Source organism: Neorhodopirellula pilleata, assembly GCF_007859915.1.
GTDB lineage: Bacteria > Planctomycetota > Planctomycetia > Pirellulales > Pirellulaceae > Rhodopirellula > Rhodopirellula pilleata.
Genome location: NZ_SJPM01000009.1, coordinates 92,825 through 113,923 on the forward strand (window position 1 = coordinate 92,825; position 21,099 = coordinate 113,923).

Sequence of the window (21,099 nt, forward strand, 5' to 3'; positions counted from 1 at the left end):
GGTTTCGACCTTGTTTTGATTGAGTTTCATGATGGGTTCAGTTTCTCGGCTTGGGACGCGGTTAAAAAACGTGTCGGCAGGCCACGCAGGATCATAAACAGTTTCGCCGTCTCTTCGAGTTCCTCGATCGCATAGACCGCTTGATCCAAATCGACCGCCCCGATCACGGGACCGTGATTGGCGAGCAGGGCACCACGCGACACGCGGGCGACCCGCGCGACGGCGTCGGCGAGTTGTTCGTCCCCGGGCGGGAAGTACGGAATCAACGGCAATCTCCCGACACGCATCACAAAATACGCGGTGATCGGCGGCAACACGTCGTTCGGGTTGATGTCGGTGAGACAACTGACGGCGACCGACCAAGTCGAATGCAAATGCACGACGGCTCGTTCAGACTGCCGTGATTGATAGTAGGCCTGGTGCAAGAACGCTTCCTTGGACGGCGGTCGGCCCGAGATCACATTCCCGATCGAATCGAGCTTGGTAATTTCATCCGGTTCCAAACGACCTAAACAAGAATTGGTCGGCGTGACCAACATGCCGTCTGGTAAACGAACGCTGATGTTTCCCGAACTGCCCGCCGTCAATCCACGTGCGTAAAGCGATCGGCCATGCTCGACGATCTGCTCGCGTAGTTCGCGTTCGCTCATGATCGACTCTCCAATGCGTCAAGAAAAAATCGATCTCCGCCAAAGTTGCCCGACTTCAACGCCAGCAACATGGGATTCGGACCGACCGAGGTCACCCAAGGAACCCCCGGCGAAATCTCGGGACCGATCCGCACCGCGCGAATGGCCAGAGCATTGACGACGGCACCGGAAGTCTCTCCACCAGCGACGATGAATTGGGTGACACCTTCGTCACGCAACGCGACGGCCAAACCGGCAAAGAAAGATTCGATTTTGGTCGCCGTTTCATTCGTTCGAATCGCAGTCTTGGTCCCGGAACTGACGGCAATCGGTTGTCCGGCGTGTTGCCAATTTTGTTGGCACCAATCCACGGTCGACTCGATCATGTCGGGAACGTCGAATCCTTCTTCGATTTCAATTCGCAAGACCGGATACCGGCTCTCGAACTCAGTCATTTGCCGTGCCGTGGCATCCGAACAACTCCCCGCCAAGATGACGCCGGGGCGATCGACGCGAGGGGGATTTGTTTGTCCTGGTAAGCTGGTGATCGGATAAGCACCCGACCGCCGTACTCCGATCTCGCTTGCCCAACGCCCCGCGATGGCCGAACCGCCCGTCATCATCGTGTGTGATTTCGCCCGCTCTGCCACGCGCTTCAGATCTTCGTCATTGATGGCGTCCACCACGTAGTGAACCGGAGAGCTCGGGGGCAGCTCATCGGATAGCGGGAGCGAAAGAACCCGGCGATAGGATTGCCACTGCAAAACGCGAACGAGATTGCTGTCGTTCATCGGATTGAGCGGGTGATGTCGCATTCCGCTTTCATGCAGTGGTACGCCATCGACGAACAAATGACCGCAATAGACCGTTCGCCCATTCTCCGGAAACGCGGGACAAAAGAAGACGATTTCCTGGTTCAATTCATCGGCCAACGCGTCAGCAACCGGACCAATGTTACCGTGTCGGGTGGAATCGAACGTCGAACAATACTTGAAGAAAAAACGTGTGACTCCCTGCGATCGAAGCAACCTTAACGCGGCGAGTGATTGCTCGACCGCCTCGTTCGCGGCAATCGATCGCGACTTCAACGCGATCACGATCGCATCGGCATCAAGCAACGCGTCGCATTCGTCCGCAGTCGGGATTCCAAAACATTGAATCACGCGAAAGCCTTCCCGAACCAACATCGCCGACAGATCCGTCGCGCCAGTGTAGTCGTCGGCGATGCACCCGAGTCGCAACTCGTTCATGAGTGCCTCCTTGAATCCACGATGGCGATCGCGCGAACCGGGCATCCGTCGCCGCCCACCACGTTCAACGGCAGGGCAACGAATTCGAATTCATCCACATCGATCGAATCTAAATGTGCCAGCCCCTCAACGATCACTACGCCACCTACGAACAAGGTTTGATGCACGTCGGTCAATTCGGCAAGGTTGTTGACGTCGGCTACCGAAGGCGGTTCGACACCGATCAGGGCCACTTCGTGCTGGACCAACCATCGGGCCAGTTCCAGTGAAATGCGTGGCAACTCATTGCGGTAGGCGGGCGTCCCGAATCGCCGATGCCAATCGGTTCGAAACAACAACCGGTCACCGGGATAGACTTGCCCGATGGCGGCGGTGACATCTTCGATCCCGATCGATCGGCGGGGAGCCGAATCGGCGAGATTGACCAATCGAGCGGGCCCACAACACGCCGAGAGGACTTGTTGATCGAGCGTGTCGCCGTCGGGCACAAAATGCCGGGGAGCATCCATGTGAGTCCCGGTGTGCGAATACATCGTGAGCGTTGTCGCGTTCCAGCCTTCGTTTTCTATCGACTTGGCAATCGCAATGCCGAACCCCGGCATCGAATCGGTCATCGGCAAACTTAAGTCAATGACCCGCCGGCCCTCCCCTCGCTTCGCTCGACCCTCCCGGAGGGAGGTTGAAATCTGCAATCGACTTTCAAGTGATCGTAAAATTACGGGGTGATTGCGACGTGCCGATTCATAAACCGCTTCGACCGCTTGCAATGTCTTGCGATACTCTTGCGGAGCCGTCTCGCATTTGGATTTGCCATCGAGCACATCAAGAAAATGCTGCTGGCAGGCGGCGACACAATCACCCGCAAACCCATCGCGAGAGTGAACATAATCGTGGACGTAGACGGGCTTGCCGATCGGATCAACCGTGATCGTCCCGTCCCCGGCGAGCGAGATGGTTCCGCCGTCGGCTTCCACCCACATTTCACCGAACGTGTATCGGGGATCGTCGCTGCCCGATTCGTTGTAACGGTTCGCGTCCCAAATCGCGGTCGCTCCGGATTGCAGGGTCAATTGAATGACTCCGGCGTCTTCCCCAACGATGGCGGGATTGAGTCGTTTCAATTGTGCGAAGCACTGCGTCACTTCGCCGCCGAGATACCGAAACGTGTCAATGAAATGAACGCCGGTTTCATGGACCAAGAGCCTCGGCATTGTGCGAAAGTAAGGCTGCCGCGCCGAGTAAGCGTCTTCACTCCAACCGTCGCCCATCCGCGTCCGCATCGTGAGGCTGTGCAACCGACGGCCGATCACGCCTTCGGTCAGCAAACGTTTAATCTCTCGATGCCATGGTTGAAAACGAAAGTTCTCGTGGACCATGAAAACTTGGTCGTGGGCTTCGGCCGCTTTCATGATCCGCTCGGCGGTAGCGTATTCGTTCGCCAGCGGTTTTTGGCAAATGATCGGTAGGCCTCGCTCGAGCACCTCCAGCACAAGTTCCGCCCGGCCACCTGGTCCGGTCGCGATATCGACAAAGTCCAGATCGCTCGATCGCAACGCCTCGGCAACGTCGTCATGAACCCGATCGATCCCGAATTTCACCGCCATCTTTTCGGCTTTCTCGCGATCGAGATCGCAAACGGCGATGATGTTCGCACCTTCGAGTCGCCGCCAAGCGTCGAGATGAAACTCGCTAAAATATCCCGCACCGATTAGTAAGCCGTTGCGCTGTCCTGAACGATTCATGATTTCGCCCCTTGCAGGGATTCGTCGGGCTGCAAAGGCTGCATAGGGTCGATGCGAAACCACAACCCGATCGCCGCGATGTTCAGGGCCGCCGCGATATAGAAAAACGCGATCGACGACCCCGTCCAATCCAGAAGATAAGGAAACGCCAATGATGTCGTGAACGATCCGATGTTTCCGGCCATGTTCATCGTGCCCGAGACCACGCCCGCGTGCGTGCGACCGATATCAACGCACGTGCTCCATGAAGGCGATAACGTCATGTCGGCTCCGAAGATACACAAACAAAACCAGAGCGATGACGCGAGCGGCGTGTCGGCGTAGGCACTGCCGACGATCCCGACCGCCGCCAACAAGAACCCGGTGATGGCCGGAACCCGACGTGACCATCCCCACCGGCCGCTTGATCGCCGTTGTCTTGAATACAGACGATCGACCCACCACCCGGCGACCCAGTTGCCGATCGCCCCACAAACCATCGGCATGGCTGTGAAAAGGCTCGCTTGCATGCCGGTTAATCCGTAACGCGTCATCAACTGAGGAAAGAACCACGTCAAACCAAAAAAGAAGATGAAGTTGGACGCGAAGTACTGAGCACTCAAGGCCCGAACATTGCCCGAACGCACGATCAACGAAAGCAGAGAATGATTTTCGTCCGACGTGCGATCACTCGTCTGTGTCTGGCGATTAGCCAAGATGTATTCCTTTTCCGACTCGCCGATCCACGGCGTGTCGATCGGATCATCACGAAAGAAGACCAACCACACGACCGACCACACGCATCCAATCAACATCAAGATGACAAACGTGGGACGCCATCCCAATTGATCGATCAAGCCGGTAATCAGCGGCAGCGTCAAGGCGGCACCGATACGTGAACCGGAGAAGTTGATCCCCTGAACGATCCCACGTTCTTGCATCGGGATCCACGAGTACATCGCTCGCGCCATTCCCGGAAACGCGCCCGCTTCGCCCGCGCCGAAACAAAACCGGACCAATAACATCGTGGCGAACGATCCCACCGCCGCAGTCAACCCGGTGAACACCGACCACACCGCGACGATCCCCGCCAGCACACGACGCGGACCCAAGCGATCCGCCAATAGCCCGCTGGGTGTTTGGAACAATGCGTAACCGAGCGAAAACGCTGCGAACACCCAACCCATCTGTTGGTCGCTTAAAGAGAGATCACTCGCGACCTCGTTCTTAGCCGCTGAGATGCAAACGCGATCAACGTACAACAGCACCGACAACAAAAACGTCGCCGCGACGAGGAACGATCGCATGGGAATCGGCATGAAGAGGTTGTCTCATCATCAGAACAGAATTTGGAATCGTAAAAGCACTAGCCACTTGTTGATTCAATCGTAATCCGACGCGTAAGCGAGGGATTGAACGCCATTCATTCTCATTTAGGTATCCCTCGCTTACGCATCGGGTTTCTATTTGGACTAAATCAACAGGCCGCTAGGTTCGAGTTTCATCGATCTTGGACTGAGAACCTACCCGCAAACCAATCGCCGCACGGCGTTAGCTGCGGTTCTCACCACCCAAACCGGGGCTAACGCCCGTCGGCTAATCCAGATCTCAGATTGGTTGTCCAAGGTAGCGTCATCAATCCTCGAATCCATTGTATAATGTCGATCATTCATTCGGGAATTCCTAATAATAGCCGAGTCAACTCGTTGTCGATTTCTAAGCATATTTCTATCGAATCGCTGACGTTTCAACAGATCAGCACGTTCTGCCACGTTTACGAGCACGGCGGATACGCCGGAGCCGCCGAGGCGTTGGGTATGGCCGGGCCGACGATTTGGGAACACGTCAAAACGCTCGAACGACTTTATCAAACCAAGTTATTTGATCGTGCCGGTCGGAACATCGTTCCCACGTCCAACGGAAACGAGTTGTACGAAATGCTACGTCCGCTGCTCACCGGCGTGGCATCGACGTTCGACCGGATGGCGGAAAGGAACGATCGTCTGGATACCGAACTGCGGATCGTCACCGGCGTGCGCATGATGCTCGAAGAACTCGCCGCGCCGCTGCGACGATTCCAGCAAGCCTATCCAAAGGCGAAAATACGGATTCGTAACGCCGATAATGTCATCGCCCAACAATGGATTCTCGAAGACCAAGTTGATTTGGCCTTGATGATCGAACCGCCTCGCCAAGCACGCGATACGAAGATCCATTATGAGTCGCTCTATCCGCTCGAATACCTTGTCGCCTTGCCGTCACGACATCGATTGAGTCGTCAAACCAAGGTTCATCTGGTCGATTTGATTGAGGAACCCTTAATCATCGGGAGTTCCCACTCGATCGGACGTCGTCAGATCGAACAGGCGTATTTTCGCTTGGGCATTTCGGAGCCACTCAATGTCGTCGTCGAAACTGATAACAGTGCCGTCACGCTCGCGTGCGTGCGAGCGGGATTGGGTGTTGGCATGATCGCCGGTCATCCGCGCGGCCATTTGACCACGTCGATCAAGACTCGATCGATTGCCGATGAAGTCGGGCACGTCCGCGTCGTTGCGGCTTATCGCAAGGGGCGTCTTTTGACAGATGCCCTGCTGACCTTAATCGATCGAATCAGAGCCTAAGCCACTTATTGTTCACGCGATGCTTAGTCGTTTTTCTCAAGCCATGATCTCGTCGATCACGCGGCCGTGGACGTCGGTGAGCCGGAAGTCGCGACCGGCGTAGCGGTACGTCAGGCGTTTGTGATCATAACCGAGCAAACGTAAAATCGTCGCATGCAAGTCGTGAACGTGAATCCGATTCTCGACCGCTTTGAATCCAATCTCATCGCTGGCCCCGACGCTCGTTCCGGCGGCGACACCGCCACCCGCCATCCACATCGTGAAGCCATAATGGTTGTGATCGCGGCCGTTCATTTTGCCTTGATTGACGCCTTCACGCGGCATTTCGACGACGGGGGTACGGCCGAATTCGCCGCCCCAGATCACCAGCGTTTCGTCGAGCAGACCGGTTCGCTTAAGATCCGTTAGCAGCGCCGAGATCGCTTGGTCGACGGTTTTGGCCACGCGACGGTGCGCCGTCGGTAGGTCGTCGTGACTGTCCCAAGGTTGTCCCGCACCGGTATAAAGTTGCACGAACCGCACCCCACGCTGGACCAACCGACGTGCAATCAGCGTCTGCCGGGCGAAATCTCCTGGTCCGTAGAGATCGAGCGTCTCCTGAGTTTCGTCGGAAACGTCGAAAGCCTCCGATGCTTCGCTCTGCATTCGATAGGCGAGTTCAAACGACTCGATTCTCGACTCCAATCTTGGGTCGTGATTGCGAACTTCAAGATGCTGTTGGTTCCATTTCATCAGCAGGTCCAGCTGGTCACGTTGATCGTTCGGCGTGACACTGCGACCGCGAATGTTTTCGATCAACCGATCCACCGTCGCGTAACTGCTGTCGATGTAAGTGCCTTGATACTTGCCGGGTAGGAATCCGTTTTGCCAGTTCTGCGATTCCTTGATCGGATAGCCTCCCGGACACATCGCGATGAACGAGGGAAGGTTCTCGTTCTCACTGCCCAGTCCGTAGGTAACCCACGAACCCATCGCCGGTCGAATCAATCTGGCTTCGCCCGTGTTCATCAACAACAACGAGGGTTCATGATTGGGAACGTCGGCGTGCATCGAATGAATGAAGCAGATGTCGTCGACATGTTTGGCGGTTTGCGAAAACAGTTCGCTGACCATCTTGCCGGACTGGCCGTAGGGTTCAAACTTGAACGGCGATCGCATCACGTTGCCGGTCGGCCGTTCGGTTTTCAAGTTCTCCATCGGCGCGGTCTTGCCGTCGAAGTCTTCCAGTGCGGGCTTGTAATCGAACGTGTCGACTTGGCTCGGTCCGCCGTTCATGAACAGGTGAATCACCCGCTTCGCCTTGGCGGGAAAATGAACAGCCACCTCGCCCGATCCGGCGACGGCTTGAGATCCCGCAGTTGTGTTGGAACCGGCCAATGAGTGACGCGACAACAGGTCGGACAAGGCGAGTCCGCCGATACCGGCACCGGTCCGCAGGAGTGCTTGACGTCGACTAAACGAAAGTGCATTGGGTTTCATGGGAATTTCAATCAATGAAGGCAAACTCGTTGGACAGGTACAAAACCTGCGCCAGTTGTGCCAGCCGATCCAACGATCCGCTTGCTTGGCTCGTGTAAGGTCCGCTGAAGTCGTTCACCGAATCGGATTCAACGCGGCTCCCGTCGGCGGCAACGACGCTGACTTTGGCCCCCCAAAAGAAGCTATCAAAGCTGTCCGATTCGCCGCTCAATACAATGAGGTCGACCGACTCTCCTTTTTGAATCTTTCGTTCCAAGGAGGGGAGCGGCCGGTTGCTGGATTTTTGACGCTCACGAAAAATGGTTTCGCCGCTGACTTGGATGACCGCTTCGATCCCGTCGCCCTGCTCGCTTCGGTGGCCGACCATCCCGGATACCTTGACGTCGCCGTCAATCGGGCTGGTCCACCGCCGTACCAACGCGATGTTTCCCCGTGCGGCATGCCCATCCTCGCGTGATAAACTTGCGTAACCTAAAGGTCCTTTACTGGGGAATTCGGATTCGGCTTGCCATCGATTATCCTTGAAGACCGGCAACGGCTCGAAACTCTGCAAACGGTTCTCGATCCACGGGCCGGTTCCATACTTCCAAAGGTCGCGCGGGTCGTAAGCCAAGACCGATTCTTGAGCCGGCGATCGCAAAAATGCTTCGGCGTCGGCCAGTTCCGCAGGTGCCGGCGGGCGGCCGAGGATCGAGATGAACAGTTGGTTGATCGATGATGTTTCAATGTCGGAGGTCGGCGTTGATTTCGCCGAATCAACTGCAGCGGCCGCCGCACGATCCGCCGCGTCACTGAGTTGCGGATGATTCAACAAGAACAGCGATTGCTGGGGAACGGTCGTGTAATACCGCTCCGGCGAATGCATATCAGGGCTGGCAAAGTCAAATGTGCGAAACAGTCCGGGAAGATTCTGACGATCGATGCGAGCGTACAAGGTTCGCCTGGGTATCAGTCGAGGTTCGGTGATTTCCACGGAAACGCCACCGATTTGCGTGTCCAGAAAATCGCATCCGACCAAGATCGCATCTCGCATCGATTCGAAATCTCTGCGCTTGCGTTGGGCATGAGTCCACAACCGGTTGTCGGGATCGAGTTCGGCGGCCAGTGCGGAAGCTTGGGTGGATTGTTGATAGATGCGAGTTTGAACCAGACGGCGCACCAATCGTTGCACGCTCCAGTGATCGGCGAAATCGGCGGCAAGTTCATCCAGTACCGGCTGCAATTCAGGACTCGGCGTTTGAAAACCAAAATCGCTGGCCGAATCGACAATTCCTCGCCCCATCCAATACCCCCAAATTCGATTGGCCATCACTCGGGCGGTCAGTGGGTTGGTGGACGTGGCGATTCGTTCGGCCAAATCAAAACGGCCGCTGCCGGTTTTAAATTCCGGCTCGTCGTCGGCACGAAAGGCGGTCAAGTAACGTCGCGGAGCGATGTCACCGCGGTTCCCGCGATTGCCTCTGATATAAATGCGGGCCTGACGCAGTTTGTCCCGGTCGACCAACATCAGGGGACTCGCGGCCGTGTTCAAATCAGCCGGCGGGACGCTGTTATCCAAGACGTTGTACAACGAGTAATAGTCCACCGTCGGAATCGGATCAAACTTGTGATCGTGACATCGGGCGCAAGCGAGCGTCAATCCGAGTAGACCACGACCGATCACGTCAATGCGATCGTCCAGCGTATCGTCACCGCTGAGAAAGTGCCTCCCCAGCGTCAAGAACCCCATCGCGTCGGCGTTGCCGGTTTGGTTCTCGGGATCGGTAACGTCGCCCGCCAATTGGTGCCGAATCATTTCGTCGTACGGCATGTCCTCGGCAAACGCGTCGATCGTCCAGTCCCGAAACCGATGGGAACCGAGAAGGTTGCGGTCCTTGCCCGCCAACGCGTAACCGCGGGTATCGGCATAGCGTGCCACGTCAAGCCAATGACGGCCCATGCGTTCGCCGTACATCGGATCGGCCAACATCCGATTGATTTGTCGGGTGGCCGCATCGGGGCGACGATCCTGTTCAAATGATTGACGCGATTCCCACGAGGAAGGCATCCCGTGTAGATCGTAACGCAGTCTCCGGTGCAGTGTGTGGCGATCGGCGGGGGCGGCGATCGGGATGTCTTGTGCGGCCGCATGCCTGGCCGCGTACTCGTCGATGGCGTCTTGAGATTTTGCGTCGACGTTGCCAGCCGGCAGTTCTTTCCAGTCGTTCGCGTCGATCCGCTCGGGCCCCACGAACGCCCAATGACTTTCAACGTCTCGCTCCATCGGCGAACCAGGTTTCGTGATCTCCTCGGCCGTGTCCTCGGTACGCGGGTCGGTCGCACCTTCGCGGACCCACGCCTTGAGCAATTCGATCTCTGCGTCGGGTAGCTTGCCGTCGGGCGGCATTTGCATGTCGGTATCGTTGTACTCGACGGCGCGAATCAGATGACTCGCCTCCGGTTTTCCGGGAACCAAGACCGCACCGCGAGTTCCCCCACGCTGCATCGCGGGTGCGGAATCCAACCGCAACTCGCCACTCGAGTCACCCGATTCGGTGGAATGGCACTCGTAACATCGTCGGATCAATAGCGGACGAATGTGCGTTTCAAAAAAAGCAACGTCGGTTTTGTCCAACTCCGCCGGCGGCGCATCGGCATGAACCCAAGCGGTTTGATGGCCAAGCAGAGCAGTCAAAGCAATCAGGAACCATCCAAGGATCCAAGCGTTGCGAAACATTCGCATAGGTCACAAACGGGGGGAGGGAGGTCGAAGGCGGGAGGCGATCGGGAGGGAGTCGCGAGGAATATCGAAGTCGAAAAAATCCACGAGACCGAAACGCACTGGTTCATTGTAGTCGCTCAGGCGAGTCTCCTGAATACAGCTTCTTTTTAGGGTAGCGAAACTCGCCAAGAGTTTCGAAAACACACGTCGATCACCGAAAGTCTTGGTGACTTTCGCTACGGCCGAAAAATTGCTGCCGCTCGCCGCAGCATCGCGGGAACATTAAGTGGTGGCGACTTTCAGTCGCCAAGTCCTGAAACGGCGACTGAAAGTCGCCGCCACCCCAATACTTCCTCTTGAGCGACTATGATGGCGATTTCCCCACCAAACCATCCCCTGAAGAAGGCTTTTTGATGCGACTTTGTTTTTGGCTTGTGCTTTTCTGTGTCATTTCACCGGTGGTCGCGACCGAGAAACCGAACGTGATCTACATCCTTTCGGATGACATGGGTTTTTCGGACATCGGCTGTTACGGCAGTGAAATTCCCACACCGAATTTGGACTCGTTGGCCGAGAGTGGTTTGAGGTTCACTCAGTTTTACAACACCGGTCGTTGCTGTCCGACTCGGGCAAGCTTGCTGACCGGATTGTATCCGCACCAAGCAGGCATCGGTCACATGATGGATGACCGCGGCCACGACGGCTATCGTGGTGAATTGAGCCGCCACTGCGTCACAATTGCTGAGGCCCTCAAACCGGCGGGATATCGCACCTACATGGCGGGGAAATGGCACGTCACCAAAGCGGTCGATCCGAAGACCGAAGCCGACAAAGCCAACTGGCCGTTGCAACGGGGATTCGACCGTTTTTACGGAACGATTCACGGCGCGGGCAGTTTCTTTGATCCCAACACGCTGACTCGTGATAACGAATACGTCTCGCCTTACGCTGACCCATTGTATACGCCCGCCGACATGGCCAATGGCACGTACTACTACACCGATGCGATCGCCGATCACGCGTCACGTTTTGTAAAAGAACACCACGAAAACAGCGGTGACCAGCCGTTCTTCATGTACGTCGCCTTCACCGCCGCACACTGGCCGATGCATGCCTTGGAAAAGGACATCGCTAAACACGAGGGAAAATATGACGCCGGTTATGACGCGATCCGCGACGCCCGCTATCAACGGATGATCGACCTCGGTTTGATCCGACGTGACAATACGGTCAACTTCCCGATTCCGTCCAACGCCAAAGAAACTAAGCACTGGGATTGGGATAAGCGGAACATGGAAGTCTACGCGGCGATGATCGACAGCATGGATCAGGGCATCGGTCGGCTCGTCGAATCGCTCAAGGCGACCGGTCAACTCGACAACACGTTGATTTGTTTTCTGCAAGACAACGGTGGTTGTGCCGAGGGATACGGACGCGGCGGAATGGGCGGTCCTCGTGCCGACGCGCCCAGTCTGCCCGCTCTTGCGGACGATTATTTGCAACCTCATATGACGCCCAAGCAATCTCGCGACGGGTTCCCGATGCGAACGGGCAAAGGTTCCATGGCCGGACCGGCGGACACCGCCATCGGTTACGGCGAGGCTTGGGCGAGCGTCTCGAACACGCCTTTTCGTGAATACAAGCATTATGTCCACGAAGGTGGCATCTCGACACCGCTCGTCGTTCATTGGCCCAAGGGGTTTTCACGTCGCGGCGATTTGGAAACCACGCCAGGGCACTTGATCGACCTGATGGCCACGGCCGTCGACGTCAGCGGCGCGACCTACCCCGACACGTTTCACAACGGCCAAAAAATCAAACCGATGGAAGGCCGAAGTTTGGCTCCGGTGTTCCGAGGTGAGCCTTTGCAACGCGATGCGATCTACTGGGAACACGAAGGCAACCGGGCCGTCCGCGTCGGTGACATGAAGTTGGTCGCCAAAGGAGCCAAGGGGCCGTGGGAGCTTTACGACCTGTCCGTTGACCGCAGTGAGCAGAACGACCTCAGTGCCGAGCAACCCAAACTCAAGAAACAGCTCATCGCAAAATGGCAAGCCTACGCCGAACGGGCCAACGTCTTGCCGCTCAACCCAAGCAACAAAAAGTAGCTGGGTCTCGTAGGCTCGATCTTGTAGGCTGGGTGGAGGAGGGCTTTGACGACGAACACCCGGCGGGAAGCGAGAAGCGAGTGGCGAGTGGCGAGTGGCGAGTGGCGAGTGAAGAGTGAAGAGTGAAGAGTGAAGAGTGGCAAGGATCTGACTGATCGGTTCGATCTTGAATCGCCCAACCAATAACCAATAACCAATAACCAATAACCAACAACCAATAACCAACAACCAACAACCAACAACCAACAACCAACAACCAACAACCAATAACCAATAACCAATAACCAATAACCAATAACCTGCCGGGTCTTCGCTATCGCTGCGACCCAGCCTACTTATCTTGCGGATCGACGCCAGATGAATCCGTCGAGGATGTAGTGGGTGATTTGGGGAACGGCGAGCGCCGGTGCTAACCAGGTTGTCCATGGATCGATTGATTCGCCCATCGGGAACCAACCGAATAACCAAGCATGACGCTCGCCGGTGCCCGCGTCCCATAACAATTCCTCGGCATAGGCAAGCATCCAAACTATGCCCAGGAACGCCGTCAAACGGCGGGCGTTCGTCCACCGACGATTCCGCAGATGGTTGCCATCATGGACCGCGTTGTCCGATGGCGTGATCACGCGATGCCAGCGATACCAATAAATCAAAACCATGTACGGCACGCCGTGGATGATCACGTTGGTGACGGTGAAAGCGTAGTCCGAGTTGAACGTGATGATACCAACATACCAACAAACCGCCGTCGTCAACACGACCAAGTCCTTGCCCGGATTCCAGTGTCCGTCGGTCCAACCTCGATGCAGCGAACCGATGACGTAAGCCGCCATCGCGCACCAATAGATGGGCCGAAGTATATCCGCGCAGACGGCCGGAACCTGAAAGAAGTCCCCCTCAACGAACCAGTGAAACTGGCGAGGCGACGATGCGTGCCAAACGACGAGCGGGTAAATCGTGGCCAAGTAGATCGCCGACGCGTCGATCCACCATCCCAATCGTTCGGCCCGGCCGTCCTCGGCCACGTCTGGATCGATGAAAGCCTGATCGTCATGAGATCGGCTATAGCATTCCCGTTCGCGAGCCCGGTACAACGCCACCCAACCGTATTGTTGGCGGATGAAGTGAAAGACGGCTAAGTAGGCAAGGATTGTCCAAAACCGACCGACGCTTTCGCTGTAGACCGCCACGCCAAGCCCGAATGCCAAAGCGGGCGTGAGCGTATACAGCCAGGGACGTTTTTTCAGTTCACCGATATCGAAATAAACACGAAACCCGGTCGCGTACACGTGCGCCACGTCGATCAGCAGAATCGTCGTCACCCAGGTCCAACCGGGCGTCTTGTCGTGCAGAATTCCCAATGCCGCCCCGACGGGCAGCAAGGCCAATGCGACGACCGCGCTGCCGCCGAAGGTGAGCAAGTCGACCTTCGGCGAAAAAAGAAATGGCCAGTTCCGAGACGGCACTACAGTTTGCGAATGCGGATGTTTCGGTAGGAAACTTCGTCGTTGTGATCTTGCAAACAGATATGGCCCGAAGTGGCTTCACCGAACCCGTCCCACTTGCCGAACTTCGATGCCGCGACGCGTTTGTTCCAATCCTCGCTGCCCTTGACGAATTCGCTGTAGAGAACACCGTTGACGGCGATCTGGCATTTCTCGGGCGTGATCAACACGCGTAACTTATTCCACTGACCGACCGGTTTGGTGGCGTCGGTCTCGGCGGGATAGAGCTGATACAGCCAGCCGCATTTTTGTGGATCGTGGCCGCCCTTGTGGTCCTGGATCTGAATTTCAGGGCCAGTGAAATAGGGCGGTTTGTCGGTTTCAAGAACATGAAACATCACGCCGCTATTGGCCGCTTCGGTGACCTTGAACTCGAGTTCCAATTCGAACGCGTCGAACTTTTCTTTCGTGATGATGTCTTCGTTGCGAGCCTTTTCGCCTTGGTCTTTCTTGGCAATGCAAGTCAACGCGCCGTCGTCCACTTTCCAGCCTGTCGTGATCGAATCGTGGTTGTATTCACGCCACGCATCAAGCGATTGGCCGTCGAACAGGGTGATCCATTGGCCGTCAGACGTCGATGCGGTTTGGCCGGAATCCAAGGCGTTGGACGGTTGGATGTGGGTGGCAGTCCAGCCCGCTAGGCAAATCAGCAGCGCGAGCGAACGTGTCAGGTTTTTCTTCATAGGTGTGCAATCCAGGTGGAGTCGACTTGAGAATTGAGATGGGAACCGCTGGGATCGATGATCAAGGCGGGCCAGCATTCTAATCAATTCTCGACAGCGCCGCTCAAGGCCGGCATGGAGTTTTGGAACATACTCGCATCCCAGGTCAGATTGCCGCTTCGCAACCTCACGCGTGGCGGCGAAATGCCCAAGATTTCCACATCTCCGATACGATCGCCGACGATCACAAATTTGGACTCGTCGCCGATCTTCAGGATCGCTTGTTGTTGGCCCAGTTTGGCAAACCCGATAACCCGAATGTCCGACGAGACGTTGACCATTTCGTCGCGTTCGACTTCGGTTTGGTCGACCCGGAATGGATCACGACGTTCGGGGAATGCCGGTTGGAAAGACAATTCCCCACTCGGCGAGAGGCTGACCGGCGACGTCGCTGGCCCATCGATCCCTTGACTCATCTGAACGTGTTGCCGGGCGGCTTGCTCGAGCGTGGCGAGCGAATCCGCGTCGATACCGCAACCGGCGATCGTGGCGAGTACCAATCCCACCCCAAGCATGAACAAGCGTTGGCCGATAATGGCATCGAATGAGAAGTCGATCTTCGTATCAGGAATCATCGAATTCACCTTTTCATGGAGCCGGATAAGGCAATTCGGAGGGGAGGTTTTCGAACCGATCGATCGTTGCCGGTTCGGCTAAATCGTAGGGTTCGACGTAAAGTTCAAACGGTTCGATCGTCCCTTCCTCGGCAAAGATTTGGGGTTGTTCATTCGGGTACGCCAGCTCGAACGGAGTGATGCCCACGTCACCGATTAACTGCATTCCATGAGAGCCCTCATTGATCCGGCAGCGAGGATGGTGATTGGGGCACTTGGGATCGCAGCACTTCGGGGATTGCGGACAGCAACTCGCGTATGGAATCGAATCGAGTTGATTGCCGGCGACCCGATACGCAATCTGTTCCCGTGGTGTGCCATGGTAGGTGGGGCAAATCAGTTCCGGCTTGAGGAACACGATCAACTCGCTTTCACGAACCTCCGTCGTATGGTTTTGAAACAACTTGCCGACATACTTGATGTCTCGCAGCCAAGGCACGCCACCGACGGTTTCGTTGATCGTTTTTTGCCTCAATCCACCGAGGACGAACATGTGACCGTTGCGAACCCGAACCGTTGTTTCCGCCGTTCGACTATCGATGACGGGATTGTCGTTGATAAAGTCAGTCACGACGCTGTATTCCGGTTGAACCTTCATCTCGATCGTGTCGTCGTTGCTGATCCGGGGAGTGACTTTAAGGATGATCCCGGCGTCTTCGAACTCGACTTGGGCGAAAACAACGTTGGATTGCTGCACCGGCGAGGCGGCAATTACGGGGATTCGTTGAACGATTTTGATCGACGCTTCCCGTCGGTCGGCGGTCGTGATGGAAGGGTCAGCCAACAGTTTGGCTTCGGACGTCGAATCGAGCGCGTTCAAGAAAGCCCTCGCGTCAAAGTTATCGCTCAGCGTCCGCAATCCGATCGACGCGGCCCCGCTGGCGCCGCCGGTGGAGAACCCGACGGCCTCGCTCACGTTGCCTGCAAACTCTGAGAGCGGCGTACCATCGACCGTATTCAAACGAAAATTCCGTGACCAATCCACGCCTAACGCCTCGAGTTCTTTCAAACCGACGTCGTAGATCATGGTGGTGATTCGCACCTGAGCGCGGGGCAGGTCGAGTTGCTGAAACGCTTCGGCGGCAAGGCTCAGTTCTTCGGGCGTGCCCTTCACCATGATCCGGTTTTCTTCTTTATAAACCGCCACGATCGGGCCTTCGATCGGCGAGCTACCGCCGCCCGCCGATGCACCGCCGTCCGCAGGAGCGCCGGCAAGTTGTCCGTTGCCGAGAGCTTGAGTCAGCGCCACCGCCATCTCGGAGGCTTCGGTGTACTGTGGTGTGAAATACGCGATTCGCAGTGGTGCCCAAACACCTCCGTTGCCCGCCAGCGCGGACACGTTGGTGTCAATCGTGCCCTGTGAGTCAGAGCTCGAGGTCGCCATCGGTGACACGCGTCCGCTCGCTCCGATACTCGCGAACATTTGCTCGACCTGATCGATCCGATCGGGGGTGTCGATCACCAGCACACGGTCGCGACCGAACGATTGGATCCGCCCTCGATCGCTGAGCAACATTTTGGCGGCATCGATCGTCGAGGACCGCTGGGTATCATCGGCAATCATCAGTGGCAGAGTACGAGAACGAAACTCCGGACTGCTCGTGCCGACTTCTTCGATCGGCATGACGATTAAACTGTTGCCCGCTGCGGTATATCCGTATCCAGACGAAGTCAAGATTGCCGACAAGACATCACGCAGGGGAGCGTCGTTGAATACGCCCGATACGGTGCCTTCGACTTTCTCACCAGCGACGATGTTGATCCGCCACAGATCCGACAACAAGAAAACCACCTCTTGCAGCGAGGTCTTGCGAAACGTGATGCTGCCACGTTGGTTCAAGGCCTCATCGATCGTGACGAGCGACGAACGCAGCGATGTCTCCTCGTCGGGACGAGCGTTGGGCTGGATGAAAGACGCTTGGGGAGTCGGATCTTGACCCATGATGTCGGATCCGCCAACTATCAACCAGCAGATGGACGCGCCCCAAACGAGCGTCCGCAAACGAACCCAGTTGGGACTTCGTCGCTTTCGATCGTGGGGGACTTGAAAGTCCCGTTTGCCGTCCGTGGCCATGAGTGTTCCGGTAAAAGCGAGTCGATTCTCATTAAGTTGATGGCCTATCCAATGAGGAGAAGACCACTCTTTGGATTGGCTCTAAGTGAATGTCTCTTCAATAGGTTCAGGGGCGAGTTCGAGTCCGTAAAGCGTCAGGTTGACTTCAAGGATGACATCGTCGCCGGTGCCTCCGTAGGGTTTCAGGTCCATCGTTTCCAGGCTCATCAACCAATGGTGATCAGTCAGCGATTCAACCATCGAAAGAACGTTGTCGAATTTTCCCGTCACGGATAATGTCAACGCATGAGAGTGTAGTTCGAATTCGGATTCGGCTCCTAGTTCATAGATATCTCGGTTGCGAGGATCGTCGTCTTGTTCGGCCCATGCTCGTCGCTGTCCGTCTTGAATTTCCAACGAACGTAGACTGCCGGCGTGATCGCGAACGATGCGAATGACTTCATCACGTACCGAACCGATCTTGGTTGGGGTGACGTTTTGACCGATCAATTCTCGTTTCTGCTTCTCTAATGCGTTCTCGATCCGTTGCAACCTTTCACTTCGCTGTTGAGTGTCGGTAAATTCTTGCTCGAGTTCCCTCAGTTCTCGATTCTCGTCCCTCAAACGAAAACCTTCATCGACCTTTGGGTAGCCGATCACCACCAATGCGATCAAACTGACGCCAGCAACAGTCGCTCGGATTACCCGATCGTTCGGCTTAATCATCTTGAAACTCCTGGTCCGGTTGAGTGGTTTGTTCGCTGGTGCTTAAAGCGGTCCACGACAGACGAATGTTGAACTGAGACTCGTTTTCTTCCGACCCGAGCATGGTTCCCAGCAAGGCGACCTGGGTGACGCCGGGAATGCGACGCAAGTAATTCACGATTTCGTAGATTTCGGACTCGTGCGGAGTCTTTCCGGTCAACTGAATCGACCGTTCCCCCTCCAGCCGGATCGACTGCAACGACGAACGCGGCGGTAAACACTGTGTGATTTGTTTGACCAAGATCGCCATCGGGACTGGGCGAGTTTTGCCTTGGATCGTTTGAAGGTGTTCGACCCATCGCTGATCGCTTTGCAAAGACGCCATCCGGACACGAGTTTGCCGCATTTGCGTTTCGACAAGTCCTCGTTGTTCCCGCTTCTGTTGAGCTTGTCGTTGCAATCCGCCGACCCACAATGAAAGCCCAACCAGGACAATTGCTGCTGTGACCGCCGGCCACCATGTCAATGCCAACGATCGCCATTTGGATATTTTGACGTCACGACGGATCGACTGCAGAAGGTCCGGAGGTTCTTGCTGAATTGCCGTGTGAAGCAAGGGCAAAATCGCCGCGACGCCCACAATGCTGTCCGATTCGATTTCGGGGGCCACTTCCACGATCATAAAAGCAGCGGGTAACTTCAGCTCAACGGCACGGAGTTTTTGAGGGTTGTGTTCATCTTGAACAGCAAAGTGTTCCAGCACGGGCGTGATCTTTTGCGGTGGACCGCCCAGGTACAAATCACTGAGTTCGCTCTGCACCATCCTGCGGTGGCGCAAGCAGAAACGTCGCAATCTCGCCAAGTGATGGTCGATCGCCTTGGCAAATGTTTCTGAATCGTGAGCTGCGGCAGGGCGATAGTCCAACAGCAAACGTCCTTGGTGAGCGATCCCCACTTCCCAAGAACGTCCGAACGAGTCGGCAATCAAGATCGGTTTGTCTTGATCGATTCCCAACATCCCGACCAGTCGCGCGAGACTGACCAAGGATGGTTCGATCCACGCGACGTTCACATCGTTGTCGGCGAACGCTCGATATAGCGATTGCAAACGGGTATGGTTACCCACCGAAGTCAACGCATGTTCGATTCCCGGTTGCAGTGATTCGCGAACCTGACCGGTCAATTTCTCACCGGGTCCCAATTGCAAGTAGCGAGGAATACGACTCGCCAAAGCACTGAGTTCTTGGTCGACGTGTTCGATCGTACCGGTCGAAATTCTCGTGACACAAAAGTCACCGCTAAGAGAAACGGCGACCGGGTCCGAATTGAGCTGATGACGCATAGCGAGCGATTTAATCGCTTGCCGCAGTCGCTCGTTTCCCTCTCCTTCAAGCCAATCTGCCGGTACTTCGCCGTGTTCTTCAGTCGCAACCAACGATTCGTGATCAATCACGATGCGAGCGGGAACCCCCGTGGCAATCTCTGCGACCGCCAGCACAATGCGATCGTGTTCGACCCGAAAAGCAAATTTTTTCGTGACCAGCCCGTCCGCCGATACTCTCGGTACCAGACAGGCTACCATATCCTCATCCCTCGCCGCCGCTGACGACTTGACCACAGCTAGGGAGGAAGAAAGCGGAACAAACATTCAGAAAGCAAACCAAAGGTTTGAGATCGAGGAAAATTGCCTACAATGACGCCGAACCGCTAAGTCGTCCGACACGGAACCGTCTATCTTTCATTTCGGCAGACCGCATACTATGAACGCATTGTCAGCGCGTTTAAACGATTGTTCGGAATCCAATACATGGCCCTTCTTGATGGATTGGATCGCCTGAAACCTGATGCGACGATTTTACCGATGAATCCGTGTTCCTATTTGGAAATCCCGTTATGACCGTTCGTTCTCTTAGCTGCCCTCAGTGCAAAACATCGATCAACATCCCCGCTGCGATGCAAACCGCACGTTGTCCGGCATGCGGCAAGGTCTTCGCAACGAGTGCGGGCGGTTCAAATCCTACACCTTCCGGTTCTCATTCGGACGCACTCAAACAGGCTAACGATTCCCAAGAAAATCAAGCCGGGGGCAAGTCCAGCGATCCGATCATGATTTATGCATCGGTCGGCGGAGCGTTACTGTTGTTGATGATCGCGGGCGTGGCGGGCGTGCTTTTGTTCGCTCCGACTCGGTCACCAGTGGAAACGGAATCGACAGCCGAAGCGACGCAACCGGTGCTGCGGGAGCCAACCGAAGAAGAGTTGGCTTCGCTCACGATCGTTAAAATTCCCGAAGACCGACGCCGACGGATCTACGACGAAATGCGGGCAACCGCCAAAATCACGACTGAAAAACCTTTGATGCTTCCCGACGGTCGCGTGCGAACCAGCGTCGAAGGCATGCTCGAAGACACCTCCGAATATTCGATCAAACAACTCGCTGCGCTGCACGACGTGTCCGAACAAGATGTCCGCGACATCGTTACCGAAGGTGACCTCAAGAATTGGGACCCGTCCGGCCGCAGCCGAGCCTACCGAAATGGCAAACGAATTGACGGTACCCCATCACCTTAAGGCGGCTAAGCCGCAAACGCACAAGCCCGACTCGCAACGGCGTGTTGATTTAGGACGCGTTTGGGCGTTTTCGTTTAACGGCAAGCCGCAGGCGCCTGCGTTTTCAAATTCTGTCGCCTGCGGCTTGCCGTTAAACGATTCAGTCAACAGACCGGCAAGCGAGTGGAATTGCTGGTATCAAAAAGTTTGGAACGAATTCCCTCGCTTGCGCGTTTTGAAGTTGCGTTTTTGCCTGTGGCATTGGTTTATCGTAACCCGAAGCGTAAGCGAGGGATGAGTCAATATCAATTATCCCTCGCTTACGCAGCTCACTGTACCACACAAGTCGGTGAGAGCAGCTTGAAGTTTTAGTGGAGAATCGCTTGGGGGAGGCTTTTCTTTTGTCGGTCAGCGTCGAATGATGCAACGCCAAATTTG

16 protein-coding genes are annotated in these 21,099 nt (G+C 56.0%); 3 read left to right on the top strand and 13 right to left on the bottom strand.

The features are described 5' to 3' along the window. Window positions 1–26 precede the first annotated feature (26 nt). From otnC to Pla100_RS19655, 4 genes are read right to left on the bottom strand one after another with little or no spacing between them, the layout of a single operon-like run. Window positions 27–650, bottom strand: a complete 624-nt coding sequence (gene otnC, locus Pla100_RS19635) for a 3-oxo-tetronate 4-phosphate decarboxylase (protein WP_146579397.1) — start codon at window positions 648–650, stop codon at window positions 27–29. Then, window positions 647–1,879, bottom strand: coding sequence for a 3-oxo-tetronate kinase (gene otnK, locus Pla100_RS19640; RefSeq protein ID WP_197168081.1), 1,233 nt, complete (start codon window positions 1,877–1,879; stop codon window positions 647–649). Before otnK ends, otnC begins: the two co-directional genes overlap by 4 nt. Beyond that, on the bottom strand, window positions 1,876–3,621 hold the full coding sequence (locus tag Pla100_RS31755) for a cyclase family protein (RefSeq protein ID WP_231603261.1): 1,746 nt from the start codon (window positions 3,619–3,621) through the stop codon (window positions 1,876–1,878). The genes otnK and Pla100_RS31755 overlap by 4 nt, the downstream gene beginning before the upstream one ends. After that, entirely contained in the window at window positions 3,618–4,907 is a 1,290-nt protein-coding gene (locus Pla100_RS19655) for an MFS transporter (protein ID WP_231603262.1), read from the bottom strand. The genes Pla100_RS31755 and Pla100_RS19655 overlap by 4 nt, the downstream gene beginning before the upstream one ends. 351 nt (window positions 4,908–5,258) lie before the next feature. Here Pla100_RS19655 and Pla100_RS19665 point away from each other — a divergent pair, with 351 nt between their 5' ends. Then, entirely contained in the window at window positions 5,259–6,224 is a 966-nt protein-coding gene (locus Pla100_RS19665) for a LysR family transcriptional regulator (protein WP_146579400.1), read from the top strand. Between the two features lie 36 nt (window positions 6,225–6,260). Here Pla100_RS19665 and Pla100_RS19670 read toward each other — a convergent pair whose 3' ends face one another. Together Pla100_RS19670 and Pla100_RS19675 are read right to left on the bottom strand one after the other, a co-directional pair. Continuing rightward, a complete protein-coding gene (locus Pla100_RS19670; protein ID WP_146579401.1) occupies window positions 6,261–7,703 on the bottom strand; it encodes a DUF1501 domain-containing protein in 1,443 nt (480 codons plus the stop codon). Window positions 7,704–7,710: 7 nt separating this feature from the next. After that, entirely contained in the window at window positions 7,711–10,419 is a 2,709-nt protein-coding gene (locus Pla100_RS19675) for a PSD1 and planctomycete cytochrome C domain-containing protein (protein WP_197168098.1), read from the bottom strand. Between the two features lie 398 nt (window positions 10,420–10,817). Here Pla100_RS19675 and Pla100_RS19680 point away from each other — a divergent pair, with 398 nt between their 5' ends. After that, window positions 10,818–12,512 carry an arylsulfatase gene (locus Pla100_RS19680; protein ID WP_146579403.1) on the top strand — a complete coding sequence of 565 codons (1,695 nt, stop codon included), beginning with the start codon at window positions 10,818–10,820 and terminating at the stop codon, window positions 12,510–12,512. Between the two features lie 335 nt (window positions 12,513–12,847). Here the strand turns inward: Pla100_RS19680 and Pla100_RS19685 are convergent, their stop codons facing one another. The 6 genes from Pla100_RS19685 to Pla100_RS19710 form a co-directional block, all read right to left on the bottom strand. Next, window positions 12,848–13,933 carry a hypothetical protein gene (locus Pla100_RS19685; RefSeq protein WP_231603263.1) on the bottom strand — a complete coding sequence of 362 codons (1,086 nt, stop codon included), beginning with the start codon at window positions 13,931–13,933 and terminating at the stop codon, window positions 12,848–12,850. Window positions 13,934–13,977: 44 nt separating this feature from the next. Next, window positions 13,978–14,700: a 3-keto-disaccharide hydrolase gene (locus Pla100_RS19690; RefSeq protein ID WP_146579405.1), complete on the bottom strand. Its 723-nt coding sequence runs from the start codon at window positions 14,698–14,700 to the stop codon at window positions 13,978–13,980. A gap of 83 nt (window positions 14,701–14,783) precedes the next feature. Beyond that, window positions 14,784–15,314, bottom strand: a complete 531-nt coding sequence (locus tag Pla100_RS19695; protein WP_146579406.1) for a hypothetical protein — start codon at window positions 15,312–15,314, stop codon at window positions 14,784–14,786. Between the two features lie 13 nt (window positions 15,315–15,327). Beyond that, window positions 15,328–17,427: a secretin N-terminal domain-containing protein gene (locus Pla100_RS19700; protein WP_146579407.1), complete on the bottom strand. Its 2,100-nt coding sequence runs from the start codon at window positions 17,425–17,427 to the stop codon at window positions 15,328–15,330. A gap of 81 nt (window positions 17,428–17,508) precedes the next feature. Continuing rightward, on the bottom strand, window positions 17,509–18,132 hold the full coding sequence (locus Pla100_RS19705) for a hypothetical protein (RefSeq protein ID WP_146579408.1): 624 nt from the start codon (window positions 18,130–18,132) through the stop codon (window positions 17,509–17,511). Beyond that, window positions 18,125–19,693 carry a hypothetical protein gene (locus Pla100_RS19710; RefSeq protein WP_146579409.1) on the bottom strand — a complete coding sequence of 523 codons (1,569 nt, stop codon included), beginning with the start codon at window positions 19,691–19,693 and terminating at the stop codon, window positions 18,125–18,127. The genes Pla100_RS19705 and Pla100_RS19710 overlap by 8 nt, the downstream gene beginning before the upstream one ends. Window positions 19,694–20,004: 311 nt before the next feature. Between Pla100_RS19710 and Pla100_RS19715 the strand changes: the two genes are divergently transcribed. Then, complete coding sequence (locus Pla100_RS19715) at window positions 20,005–20,682, top strand: zinc ribbon domain-containing protein (RefSeq protein ID WP_146579410.1); 678 nt, start codon at window positions 20,005–20,007, stop codon at window positions 20,680–20,682. 139 nt (window positions 20,683–20,821) lie between these two features. On the opposite strand, the gene Pla100_RS31760 is transcribed toward Pla100_RS19715, so the two are convergent. After that, on the bottom strand, window positions 20,822–21,099 hold a 278-nt coding region (locus Pla100_RS31760; protein WP_231603264.1), incomplete at its 5' end, for a hypothetical protein.

Bases quoted from the DNA above. Each gene is read 5' to 3' on its own strand.
- otnC (WP_146579397.1), bottom strand. From the start codon at position 650: ATGAGCGAACGCGAACTACGCGAGCAGATCGTCGAGCATGGCCGATCG.
- otnK (WP_197168081.1), bottom strand. From the start codon at position 1,879: ATGAACGAGTTGCGACTCGGGTGCATCGCCGACGACTACACTGGCGCG.
- Pla100_RS31755 (WP_231603261.1), bottom strand. From the start codon at position 3,621: ATGAATCGTTCAGGACAGCGCAACGGCTTACTAATCGGTGCGGGATAT.
- Pla100_RS19655 (WP_231603262.1), bottom strand. From the start codon at position 4,907: ATGCGATCGTTCCTCGTCGCGGCGACGTTTTTGTTGTCGGTGCTGTTG.
- Pla100_RS19665 (WP_146579400.1), top strand. From the start codon at position 5,259: ATGTCGATCATTCATTCGGGAATTCCTAATAATAGCCGAGTCAACTCG.
- Pla100_RS19670 (WP_146579401.1), bottom strand. From the start codon at position 7,703: ATGAAACCCAATGCACTTTCGTTTAGTCGACGTCAAGCACTCCTGCGG.
- Pla100_RS19675 (WP_197168098.1), bottom strand. From the start codon at position 10,419: ATGTTTCGCAACGCTTGGATCCTTGGATGGTTCCTGATTGCTTTGACT.
- Pla100_RS19680 (WP_146579403.1), top strand. From the start codon at position 10,818: ATGCGACTTTGTTTTTGGCTTGTGCTTTTCTGTGTCATTTCACCGGTG.
- Pla100_RS19690 (WP_146579405.1), bottom strand. From the start codon at position 14,700: ATGAAGAAAAACCTGACACGTTCGCTCGCGCTGCTGATTTGCCTAGCG.
- Pla100_RS19695 (WP_146579406.1), bottom strand. From the start codon at position 15,314: ATGATTCCTGATACGAAGATCGACTTCTCATTCGATGCCATTATCGGC.
- Pla100_RS19700 (WP_146579407.1), bottom strand. From the start codon at position 17,427: ATGGCCACGGACGGCAAACGGGACTTTCAAGTCCCCCACGATCGAAAG.
- Pla100_RS19705 (WP_146579408.1), bottom strand. From the start codon at position 18,132: ATGATTAAGCCGAACGATCGGGTAATCCGAGCGACTGTTGCTGGCGTC.
- Pla100_RS19710 (WP_146579409.1), bottom strand. From the start codon at position 19,693: ATGGTAGCCTGTCTGGTACCGAGAGTATCGGCGGACGGGCTGGTCACG.
- Pla100_RS19715 (WP_146579410.1), top strand. From the start codon at position 20,005: ATGACCGTTCGTTCTCTTAGCTGCCCTCAGTGCAAAACATCGATCAAC.